This window comes from Promicromonospora kroppenstedtii DSM 19349, assembly GCF_000515355.1.
Lineage (GTDB): Bacteria > Actinomycetota > Actinomycetes > Actinomycetales > Cellulomonadaceae > Promicromonospora > Promicromonospora kroppenstedtii.
In genome coordinates this window covers 11,573-12,636 of sequence record NZ_KI911749.1, presented here as the reverse complement: position 1 = coordinate 12,636, position 1,064 = coordinate 11,573, and the positions used below count along the sequence as shown (strand labels likewise).

The window sequence follows — 1,064 nt, the reverse complement described above, 5'->3', positions numbered from 1 at the left end:
GAGCGGCTCGTCACGCTCGGGCTCGACGCGAAGGTGCGGCTGCGCGCCGTCGCCGGTCCGGGCGACCCTGAGGACCTCGACCTGCCCGGCACCTACGGCGACGTGCTGGCGGTGCTGCCCGGGCCCGACCTCGTGGCCCGCAACCAGGGCGCCGCGCTGGCGTTCTTCGACATCGCGACGGGCCAGAAGGTCGGCTCGCTCGCGACCCGGCTCTACGCGCCCGGCGGCAAGGTCGCACCCGGCGACGTCCACGCCGGCGACGGCCAGCTGCTCGTGGTCCAGGACCACGGCGTCACCACGGGCTGGACCTTCTCGGACGACCAGATGATCACCCGGGCCTGCGCCATGGCCGGGCGGGAGCCGACCGCGGCGGACATGCCGGACGGCGTCTCCATGGCGACCACCCCCACCTGCCCGGAGAACCGCTGAGTGCCGGACGTTCGCCCCTGGTGGGCGAACGTCCGGCACTCGGCGGGTCCGGCGGGTCGGGTCAGGACTCGAGGCGCTTGGCCTCGGTCTCGGCCTCGTCGGCCTCCGCGTCGCGGCCCTCCTTGCGCAGCGCGCTGGTCAGCGAGCGCATCGAGGCGGCGGCGTCGGACTTGGCGAGGTCGGACGACGTGCCGCGGAGCTTGCTCCACAGGCCCATCGCCTCCTCGGCGACCTCGAGCACCTGCGAGCGCTCCTTGCCGCCGATGGTCGACGTCGTGAACGTCTCCAGCGCGTGCTCCAGGGCGTTGCGCTGCTTGGCCGGGTCGTCGTCGTCCAGGCTCTTGAAGAGGCCGACGGCCTCGCCCACGAGGGCGGAGGTCGACTTCTCCTGATCCTTGGCCGCCGCCTGGCTGCCGAACGACAGCAGCGCGACGGCCAGCTTGGACACGGTGCTGCCGGCCTCGCCGGGCAGCTTCTCCGCACCCGACGCGACCAGCTGGTGCAGCCGGGCCGCGGTCCGCGTCTCGATGTTGTCCGCACGCTCCGGGTCCTCGTCCTGCTCCGGCGTCGCGGCCGTTGCCTGCGTCGCGGCCGGGGCCACGACCCCCTCCGGCCCGGCGACCGGGGCCGGGCTC

The 1,064-nt window shown here is 74.6% G+C and carries 2 protein-coding genes; one reads left to right on the top strand and one right to left on the bottom strand.

The annotated features are described in order from the left end of the window. On the top strand, positions 1-429 hold a 429-nt coding region (locus tag PROKR_RS25655; protein ID WP_036969356.1), incomplete at its 5' end, for a hypothetical protein. Between the two features lie 61 nt (positions 430-490). On the opposite strand, the gene PROKR_RS25650 is transcribed toward PROKR_RS25655, so the two are convergent. Continuing rightward, a partial coding sequence (locus PROKR_RS25650) for a hypothetical protein (RefSeq protein ID WP_211240242.1) occupies positions 491-1,064 on the bottom strand: 574 nt, incomplete at its 5' end.